This window comes from Oceanicola sp. S124 (assembly GCF_000220565.1).
Lineage (GTDB): Bacteria > Pseudomonadota > Alphaproteobacteria > Rhodobacterales > Rhodobacteraceae > Pseudooceanicola.
This window is the reverse complement of record NZ_AFPM01000249.1, coordinates 1-9,488: the sequence shown is the minus strand read 5'-3', so window position 1 is coordinate 9,488 and position 9,488 is coordinate 1. Positions and strand designations below refer to the sequence as shown.

At 71.2% G+C, this 9,488-nt stretch carries 4 protein-coding genes and 1 pseudogene; 3 read left to right on the top strand and 2 right to left on the bottom strand.

The genetic code is table 11. The features are described from left to right. The coding region (locus OS124_RS27565) for a hypothetical protein (RefSeq protein WP_029375523.1) at positions 1 to 288 on the top strand (288 nt) is incomplete at its 5' end. Between the two features lie 9 nt (positions 289 to 297). Here the strand turns inward: OS124_RS27565 and OS124_RS0117090 are convergent. After that, on the bottom strand, positions 298 to 1,704 hold the full coding sequence (locus OS124_RS0117090; RefSeq protein ID WP_138919577.1) for a glycosyltransferase family 2 protein: 1,407 nt from the start codon (positions 1,702 to 1,704) through the stop codon (positions 298 to 300). A 270-nt stretch (positions 1,705 to 1,974) separates the two neighbouring features. Then, positions 1,975 to 3,036 (bottom strand): glycosyltransferase family 2 protein, encoded by a 1,062-nt coding sequence (locus tag OS124_RS26195; protein WP_168161484.1) that lies wholly within the window; start codon positions 3,034 to 3,036, stop codon positions 1,975 to 1,977. A 490-nt stretch (positions 3,037 to 3,526) separates the two neighbouring features. Here OS124_RS26195 and OS124_RS28375 point away from each other — a divergent pair. Both OS124_RS28375 and OS124_RS28370 read left to right on the top strand, forming a co-directional pair. After that, positions 3,527 to 7,459: pseudogene (locus OS124_RS28375) on the top strand (polyketide synthase dehydratase domain-containing protein); the annotation flags it as partial. Between the two features lie 449 nt (positions 7,460 to 7,908). After that, positions 7,909 to 9,488 (top strand): zinc-binding dehydrogenase (locus OS124_RS28370; RefSeq protein ID WP_443189686.1); only part of this gene is annotated, 1,580 nt, incomplete at its 3' end.

Below are 9,488 nucleotides of genomic sequence, written 5' to 3'. Positions count from 1 at the left end.
CTGCGCGCCGCCGCCGGAGAGGACCTGGCGCTTTACGACTGGTTCCGCGAGGGTATGGCGCGCGACGGGGATGCCGCCAACCCGGTCTTCGACCCCGCGGCCCGACGGCACCTTGCTGCCCTGCGCCGCGCGCCGCACCAGCCTGAGGTGCTGGCGCGCTACCTGGCGGGCAAGCTGGCGCGGGAATTGCAGGTCGAGACGCCGGATGCCGACCGCATGCAGGCCCGGCTGTTCCGCCGCCGCATCTATGCCGAGGCCCTGCACCTGGCCTTCACCGCCCTGCGCTGACCCTTCGCCCTAGATCGGTGCTGCCTCTCGCATCTGCCGATCCGCGCGCAGCATGTCGACGTGCAGCGCCGGGCCGTCGAGCCAGGCGAAGACATAGCCGTCGCCCAGCCCGGCCAGCTGCCGCTCCATCTGCGCGGCATGGCGCGCGAAGGTCTCGGGCAGCAGCTCGGGGCGGGCGGCGCTGTCGATCCCCGGGCCCCAGACCCGGCGCATGTAGGTCCAGAGCTCTGCCGCGCCGTGCAGGAAGTCGCCGCGCAGGTCGTCGCGCAGGCCCGCGTGGCTCCAGGCGAGGGTGCTGAAGTAGGAGGTGACGACGGGGCCGAAGTCGCTCCAGCCTTCGAGGACCGCGCGGCGCAGCACAAGGCGGTACATCTCAAGCGAGTAATGCGCCCGTTCGTCGCCCTGCCGGATGTCCTGCCCGGCATGCTGGCGGTAGAGGTAGTGCACATCGTCGCGGGCCGGGATCAGGCCTGCATGGTAACCGGTGACAAGCTGGAAGACCTGGTCGTCGAAGGCGCGGATATGTTCGGGAAACCAGATCGCCCGGGCATCGAGGAAGTCGCGCCGGTAGACCCGCCGCCAGATCGTCGGCTGGCCGGTGACCACCTCGGGCCAGGGGATGTCAAAGACCTCGGCCGTGCCGAAGCGGCGGCGGGGCAGGTGGGACAGGTCTTCGGGCGTGGCCTCATGCCGTGGTCCGTTGGAGGTATCGCGGAAAGGCCGGAACCCGCCCTGCGCCATGGGCAGGCCGGAATAGCGCGCCAGCTCCAGCACCGCGGGGTAGAAGCCCGGCTCGACCATGTCGTCGGCGTCGATGAAGGCGAGATGCTCGGCGTCCGACTGCATCCGCCCCCAGTTGCGCGCCGAGGCGCAGCCGCCGTTTTCCTTTTGCAGCAGACGCACTTGCGGGTGATCACCAAAGTCCTCGCGGACCCGCTTGGCGCTATCGTCGGTCGAGCCGTCATCGACCACCAGCACCCGCAGGTCCGCCGTCGACCCGTCAAGAACCGAACCGATGCAACCGGCAATCGTCGCGGCAGAATTGTACATGGCCACCACCACGTCCACCCCGCGCCGCCGCCCGCCGGCTGTGTCCTGCAACCGCCAGGAGGTGCCGGCGAAGGGCAGGTAGACGCTGGTCGTCCCGGGCAGAAGCTGGCTCTGCGGCGGATCGGTCCAGGCTTCGCCCAGCAGGAAGGCCGGCGGCGCCTCCCCGAAGGCGGCGAGGATGGCGCTTTCATGCCCCGGCGAGGTGAGCTTCAGCAGGTCGGGGCGGCGCGCCACGAGATCCTCCGGCGGCATGGCGGGCAGCGTCTCGGCAAGGCCGCCGCCTTGCCAGTGCGGGATGTCGGCGGACAGGAAGGCCGGGCGCTTGCGGCTGCGGATCAGCGGCGCGGCGCCCTTCGCGCCGGGCACCACCGCCAGCCGCTCGGCGGTGACCCGGGCGCCGAGGTCCAGCCGGTGGATATTGGCCTGGAGCGCGGCGAAGGCGGTTTCGTCCGGCTCGAGGCAGGTGAGGCGCCAGCCAGGGAAGGCCAGTGCGAAGGGCAGGGCAAAAGCCCCGAACCCGCCCCGAGGTCAACCGCATGGCCGCTGGCCGGCAGCCGCCAGAGCGAGAGGGCCGGTTCGTAGATCTCGCGCAGGCGCCAGCGGCTGTCCTCTTCAAGGAAGGGATCGTCCGTGGTCTCAAGCGCGACGTCCTGGCCAAAGGCGCGGAAGACGGATGATCGGGTCATGGCTGACCTCCCTTGTGGTCGAGAGACGCGGATCGCAGAGCAGCGCCTCCAGCCAGTCGCGATGCCGGCTGAACTGGTCGAAGGCCACGGGCGTCTGGCGTGCGAGGCGGCGGAAGCGTGGATCCGCAAGGGCCAGGACAGCCAGCACGCCGGTGCGGAACTGGGCCCGGTGCGGATGCGACAGCATCTCTTCGCACCAGCGCAGCAGCTTCGCCAGGGCCAGCATCAGCGCGGTGCGGCATAGCGGGTCCCCGGCCTCTGGCAGGGCGGCGAAACGGGTCAGCAGCAGGCGTGCCACGGCGAGGATATCAAAGCGCGACAGGTCGCGGGCGGCGGTCAGCTGGCCGCCTCCGACATGGCGATGATAGGTGAAGGCGGGATGCGGACAGAGCGAAATCCGCCCGGCCCGCGCCACCGCCAGGGCGTGAAAGTAAAGGTCCTCGAAGACATGCCCCGGGGGAAACCCCAGCGGTGGCGTGCCGAGAAAGTCCCGCCGCACCAGCTTGTTGGCCGATTGCGGTTCAGCCAGGAGGCAGAGCGCCTGGGCCATGGCGAACCCGGGTGCGCCGCGCCGCGCGCAACGCCCCTGCAGGTGCGCTTCCAGGGCGTCCAGCACCGCGCGGTCGTAGAAGGGCATCAGCTGTCCCGTCTCCTCGGCCAGATGCCCCTGGCAGATCACCAGGTCCGGTGCCTCGTCCCGGGCCTGTCGCGCGGCCGCTGAAAAGGCCCAGATCGGGCGGCTGTCATCGGCGTCGAGGAAACACAGGTAGCGGCCGCGCGCCGCCGCTATCCCGCGGTTGCGTGCCGAGGAAAGCCCGCCGTTCGCCCCGCGCAGGATGCGGATCCTCGGATCGCTGTAGCTTTCCGCCACGGCGCGGGTCCGGGCGTCGGCGCCGTCATCGACCAGCAGCAGTTCCACATCCCCGAAGTCCTGCGCCAGAAGGCTGTCGAGGCTGGTGCGAAGCCGTGCGCCCTCGCTGTGGAACGGCGTGATGCTGGTCAGAAAGGGCACCCGGTTCTCCTGTCCATCCATTCTTCCGCGCGGTGACAAAGCTCGAGGCCTGGCCTCTGTCTCCGGCCGTCAGGGCACGACCCAAGCGATCCACGACCAGTGAATCACAGGCGTCGCACCCTCTCAGGGATCGGGCAGGAAAGTTAAATTTCCGTTCGCGGCGCTGCGGCTGCGACTTTCGTCCCGGTCGGCAGGCGCGTGGGTCTGTGCGCTGGAGGGGCGGCTGAAAGGTCGCAGGTGGACCTCCAATGCCCTGAAAAATGGCGTATTTTTCGATGATCCTGCCGAGGGTTTGCGACAGGTCGGGCCCGTCGGGCGCGCTGGCGCAGCGGCTTAAACCGTTTCTTAAGCCCCCTCGGGATTTCCTCTTGCCAGCGATGAGAGGTCGGTCCTGCCCCGGAATCCCCGGGATTTCGCGCTGCCCGGTCCGGCCTCCTCGAACAATTCCGTGCCCGTGTCCTCTGAGGCCGGCGGGCAGACAGGGGGAACGATGATCAGATTCGCCGGACGCGCCTGCAGATTGCCGATGGCCGCGGACGCGCGCGCCTTCGAGGAGCTCCTCTACGCGGGCCGATGCGCGGTGACCGAGATCCCCGAGACGCGCTGGCGCCATGCGCCTTTCCTGCATCCCGTGCCCGGCACGCCGGGGCGGACCTACAGCTTTGCCGCCGGGGTGATCGACGGTATCGACCGCTTCGATCCTGCGGTCTTCGGCATTTCCCCGCGCGAGGCGCTCTACATGGATCCGCAGCAGCGGCTCTTCCTGCAGGTGGTCTGGGAGGCGCTGGAGGACGCCTGCCTGAAGCCCTCCGAGCTGGCCGGCCAGCAGATCGGCGTCTTCGCCGGGGCCTCGCTGATGGATTACGGCACTGGCCTTGCCCATGATCCGCAGACCGCCGATGGCTATATCATGAGCGGGTCGTCCCTGGCGGTGATCGCCAACCGGATCAGCCATGTCTTCGACTGGCACGGGCCCTCGATGACCATCGACACGGCCTGTTCCTCGTCGCTCTTCGCGCTGCAGGCGGCCCTGCGCGCGCTGGAGCGGGACGAGGTCGAGATCGCCGTGGTCGGCGCCACCAATGCGCTGCTGATCCCGAACCAGTTCGTCGGTTTCGCCGCGGCGCGGATGCTCTCTCCGACCGGGTTGTGCCAGGCCTTCGGGGCCGGAGCCGACGGCTACGTGCGCGGCGAGGGGGCGGTGGCCTTCGTGCTGGTCAAGGATGCCGCGGGGCGGCGGCTGTCGCCGCGCCATCGCGGGCGCCTGCTGCATGTCGAGACCAATACCAGTGGGCGCACGGTCAACATTGCCCTGCCCTCGGAGCGGGCGCAGGTCGAGTTGCTGAAGGCGGCCTATGCGCGTGCCGGGGTCGAGCCCGACGCCCTGGCCTTCGTCGAGGCCCATGGCACCGGCACCGCCGCCGGCGATCCGGTCGAGGCCGGCGCCCTTGGTCGGGCACTTGGCCAGCACCGCGAGGCGCCCCTGCCAATCGGCTCTGTCAAGAGCAACATCGGTCACCTGGAACCGGCCGCAGGCAGCGCGGGCCTGCTCAAGGCCCTGATCGCGCTTGAGAACAAGAGGCTGCCGCCCAGCCTGCATGCCGCCAGCCCGAACCCCGGCATCCCCTTCGGCCCGCTCAATCTCTCCGTGCCCACCCAGCCTCTGGATCTCGGCACGGCCAGCCTGGCGGGGGTCAGCTCCTTCGGCTTCGGCGGCGCCAATGCCCATGCGGTGATCGCGGCGGACGAGGCCGATCCGCTGCCCACGCGTGAGGCGGATGACCGTCCGCGTCCACTTCTGCTGGCCTCGGGCTTCTGTCGCGATGCCCTTCTGGCCAGCCTGAACGACCGCGCCGCGCGCGCCCATGACAAGACCGGCGCCCAGAACCGGCGCCTGCATGACGAGGCGCTCCATCTGCGGGACCTGCATCCGAAACGGGCGGCGGTCCTTTCGGCGGATCCCGCCACGGTCAAGTCCGCTGCCGAGGCCCTTGAGTCGGGGCAAAAGCACCCGGCGCTGGAACTGGCCGACTGTGCCCTGACGGCGCAGCCACCGGTCTTCCTGTTCTCCGGCAACGGCGCGCAGTATCCGGGCATGAGCCTGGCCGCCTACGGGGGCAATGCCACCTACCGCGCCGAGTACGACCGGGTCGACGCCGCCTGGCAGGCGCAGGAAGGCTGGTCCCTCAGTGCCATGCTGCGCGACCCTGACCTGGCGGGAAAGCTGCGCCGGGCCCCCGTCTCGCAGCCGCTGCTCTTTGCCGACCAGGTGGCCACGGCGCGGGCGCTGATGGCCGCCGGCGCGCAGCCGGCCGCCGTGCTGGGCCATTCGGCCGGAGAGGTGGCCGCCGCGCTGACCTGTGGTGCGCTCGATCTTGCCCAGGCGGTCCACCTGATCGCCGCCAGGTCCGCCACCCAGGAGAGCCTCGCCGGACAGGGCACCATGGCCGCGCTTCAGGCCGGCCCTGAGGAGGCCCGTGCCCTGGTGGCCGACTACGGCGACCCCGAGATCGAGATCGCGGCCGAGAACAGTCCGCGCTCGGTCACCCTGGTCGGGCCGCGGCCTGCGCTCGAAGCCTTCATGCGACACGCCCGCAAGGCGCTGCGCCTAGCCTGCGTTCCAATCCGTGTCGACTACCCCTTCCATTCCTCGGCCCAGGAGCGGCTGCGAGAGGCGCTCTTCGACCGGCTTGGCGTGCTGGATCCCTCAGCCACCGTGATCCCCTTCCTGTCCAGCGTCACTGCACGGCGCATGGCGGGGGGCATCTCGACAGCTTCTACTGGTGGCGCAACATGCGCCAGCCGGTCCGGTTCCAGCAGGCGCTGCAGGCGCTTGCGGACGAGGGGCATGCCCTGTTCGTCGAGATCGGTCCCGATCCCGTGCTCACCGGCTATGCGCGTGACACGCTGAAGGACTGCGGCGGAGAGCGCGTCGTCCTGCCGGGTCTCAACCGCCGGGATCCGGTTTCGCCAGATCCCGTGACCCGGATCGTGGCACGGCTGCTGGTGCATGGGGCGGCGCTGGACCTTGGCCGGCTTGCGCCGCCGCCGCAGGGGCCCGCGCGCGAACTGGGGCACTATCCCTGGCAATTGCAGAGCTTCGATGCCGGGCAGACCGAGGCGCTTCTGCGCAGCAGCGGGCGCAGCGATTATCATCCACTTCTGGGCGTCGAAGCGGCCGCCGACGGTCGGCTGTGGTTGAACGAGATGGACGCCGAGGTGCAGTCGGTCTTTGCCGATCACAGGGTCGGCGGGCAGGTACTCCTGCCCGGAATGGCCCTGGCCGAGATGGCGCTTGCCGCTGCGCAGCGCGGCTTGGGCGCGGAGCGTAGCGGCGGGGTGACCCTCTTCGACTTCGACATGGTGGCACCGCTGCCCCTGCCGCCGCGTGGTCTCAGCGAGACACGGGTCGAGATTGCCGCAGCCGAGCGGCGCATCCGGATCTCTTCGCGCCCCCGCTGGAGCCGGGAGGCCTGGCGCCCCCATGCGGCGGGGCGTTTCTCCGAAGCTGCCGGGCTGAGCGGGCCAGAGTGCGGGCCAGAGTGCGGGCCTGAAACAGCCCCGGATCCTGCCGTCCTGCCGGGCGACGGCCCGGCCCACCAGGTCTACCGGCAGGCCGAAGAGATCGGGCTGACCTACGGTCCGGGGTTCCGCAACCTCAGCCACTTTCGTCACCCCGCGCCCGACCTGGTCGAGGTGATCCTGCGCGAGGCCCGGCCCGAGGGCTACCGGCCTGAAGACTACGCGCTGGATCCGGTCTCCACCGATGCGGTGCTGCACGGGCTGATCGGTGCCCTCGAGACGGGGCGCTACGCCGATCTCGCCCTGGGGTTCGTGCCGGTGCGCGTGGCCCGGCTGGATCTGCTGCGCCCGGGGGGCAAGGTGATGTCGGGGCGGATCCGGCTGACCCGGCGTGGCGAACGCAGCCTGCGCGCCGAGATCCTGCTGTTCGATGCAGAGGGCGGTCTGCTGGCGCGGCTGTCGGGGGTCGAGTTCCGCGCCCTGCGCCTGGTCCAACCGGTCGAGTTCGACGCCCATGCCTTCGGGATGGAGACCGTGCCGACGGATCTCGAACCGGCCGCGCCGCTGCGGGGGGGCGATCTCATCCCGGCCGATGCCGAGGACCCGCTGGAAGAGGCCACGCTGCTGCTTGATGCCCTGGCACAGCGAATCGTCCGCGATGCGGTGTCTGGGGGCGACGCCGGCGCCCGACTTCTTGGCCCGCCGCCTGGGCAAACGGCTGAGGCAACGGGGCTTTCCGGGGCACTCTGGCAATTTTTGGCGGCCGCCGGGGTGGCCCGGATCCGCGAGCAGACCTGGCAGCTGGATTCGGCGCCCGACTTGCCGGGCGTCGCGGAGCTGGTTGCCGGCATTTCGGCGGAATACCCGGCGCTGGCCTATGAATGCGCGGCGCTGGCGCGACTGAACGAGATCCTGCCGGACTGGGTGGCACAGGACCGGGTACCCACAGAGGATGAGGTTTTCGACCGGGCCACCCTCGCCGCGCTGACCGATGGGTCGGCGGCGGTCGCGGCCCGGGCTGAGATCCTGGCGGGCCGGGTGCTTGCCTTGGCGGCAGAGGTCTCGGGGCGTCCGCTGCGGGTGCTGGAACATGCCGACGGGGGGCCGAAGATCCTGCCCCTGCTGCGCCGCGCCGGCCTTCCGGCCGAGCTTTGGGTGCTGGATGAGGGTTGCAATGCGCCTGTGCCCCCGGCAGTCGGGGGCGGGATCGGGCGGCTCGCTCCGGCCCACCTCGGGGGCTCGCCCGGCTTCGACCTGGTGCTTGGGTGCGGTTCGGGTCTGCGGCCCGTCGTCTCTTCGACGCGCCTGTCTGCCCTGCTGCCGGGGGTTGCCCTGGGCGGCGTTCTGCTGATGGCCGAACAGGCGCCCCGCCCTCACGTGGCGCTGTTGCGCCTAGTCGGGGACCTGGCCCGGGACCGCGATCCCGGGGGGCTCCATCCACCGCGTCTGCAGGCCGCCGAGGGACTGGCAGAGGCTGCCCTTGCCGCCGGTGTCGAGGCGCCGGAGACCGCGACGCTGCGCCTGGCGGCGGGGACGTCGATGCTGCTCATGACCCGTCCCGCCGCCCCTGACCTGCCGGATGCCCCGGCGGATCAGGGCGGGCTCGTGGCCCAGCTTGGCGCCGCACTGGGTGCCGCAGGGGAGGGCGAGCTTGTCACGCTGGAGACCGCGCCGGATGCGGAGGGCGCGACGGGGCTGATCCTTGTCTGCGCGCCCGGGACCGATGCGGAGGGTCTGCGCCAGCGCATCCTGACGCTGACCGGGCTGCTGAGCCGGGCCGAGGCGGCGGGAGGGCGGGAGTTCTGGCTGATCTGCCCTCGCGGGGCGCAGGCCGGCGATCTGCCGCCCCCCGATCCCGCGCAGGCCGCGCTCTGGGCCCTGGCGCGTACGGCGAAGAACGAATACCCGGGCTGTGGCCTGCACCTGCTGGATCCGGGCGAGGCCGCACCCGGGACCGCGGCGCGCTGGCTGGCCGGCTGCATTGCCCGCCCCGGCGACGAGACGGAACTGGTCTTGACCCCGACGGGCCCGCGCGCCCTGCGGGTCAGGCTTGGCGGGGACCAGCCGCTGCCGCCTGCGGCGTCGGCGCAGCTTGTCGCGGATCCCGCCGGGGGGCTCGATCGCCTCGCCTGGCGGGCGTGCGCGCTGCCCGAGCCCGGCCCGGGCGAGGTGCGCATCCGGGTCGAGGCGGTGGGTCTGAACTATCGCGACGTGATGTGGTCCATGGGCCTGCTGCCGGAAGAGGCGCTGGCGGGGGGCTTTGCCGGGCCGACCCTGGGGCTTGAATGTGCCGGACGGGTCGAGGCCCTGGGCGAGGGCGTGCAGGGCGTGCGTCCCGGGCAAAGGGTTGCCAGCTTCGGTCCGGCCTGCCTGTCCAGCCACATGATCGCCGCCGAGGGCCAGCTTGCGGTGCTGCCCGAGGGCCTCTCGCCCGAGGCGGCGGCGACCCTGCCCGTCGCCTTCTTCACCGCCTGGTACGCGCTCGAGCATCTGGCGCGTCTTCAGCCGGGCGAGGTCGTGCTGATCCATGGCGCGGCGGGCGGAGTCGGTCTGGCGGCCCTGCAGATCGCCCTGCACCGCGGTGCCCGGGTCATCGCCGCCGCGGGCAGCGAGGTGAAGCGCGCTTACCTGCGCAGCCTGGGGGCCGAGCATGTGCTGTCCTCCCGCGATCTGGCCTTCGCCGATGCAATCCCGGCGCTGACCGGCGGGGTCGACGTGATCCTGAACGCCCTGGCCGGCGAGGCGATGGAACGCAGCCTGGCCCTGCTGCGCCCCTTCGGCCGCTTCCTCGAACTGGGCAAGGTGGATTTCTACGCCAATACCGGTATCGGCCTGCGTCCGCTGCGCGAGAACGTCACCTACCATGGGGTCGACATCGACCGCCTGCTGGCGGAACGGCCTGCCCTCGCCGCGCGGCTCTTCGGCGAGGG